At 64.4% G+C, this 337-nt stretch carries 1 protein-coding gene; it reads left to right on the top strand.

The features are described from left to right. Positions 1 to 337: acyltransferase domain-containing protein (locus tag B9S57_RS35735; RefSeq protein WP_258036536.1), on the top strand; the 337-nt coding region annotated here is incomplete at both ends.

Raw genomic sequence — 337 nt, 5'->3', positions numbered from 1 at the left:
ACGACGCGTGCGGCCATGAATCACCGTGCGGTGGTCATCGGTGACCTGACGACCAGGGGAACGGTCTCGTCAGGCCGGTCGGCGGTGTTGTTCTCGGGCCAGGGTGCGCAGCGGTCGGGAATGGGTCGTGAGTTGTATGAGGCGTATCCGGTGTTCGCGGATGCGTTTGATGCGGTGTGTGCGGAGCTGGACCGGCATCTGGATCGTCCGGTGCGGGATGTGGTGTTCGAGGGCGGTGAGCTGCTGGACCGGACGCAGTTCACACAGGCCGGACTGTTCGCTCTTGAAGTGGCGCTCTTCCGTCTGGTGTCGGCGTGGGGTGTGAAGCCCGATTACC

Source organism: Streptomyces sp. SM10, from assembly GCF_002910915.1.
Taxonomy (GTDB): domain Bacteria; phylum Actinomycetota; class Actinomycetes; order Streptomycetales; family Streptomycetaceae; genus Streptomyces.
The sequence above is the reverse complement of the archived record's forward strand: the minus strand, read 5'-3'. Positions and strand labels throughout refer to the sequence as shown.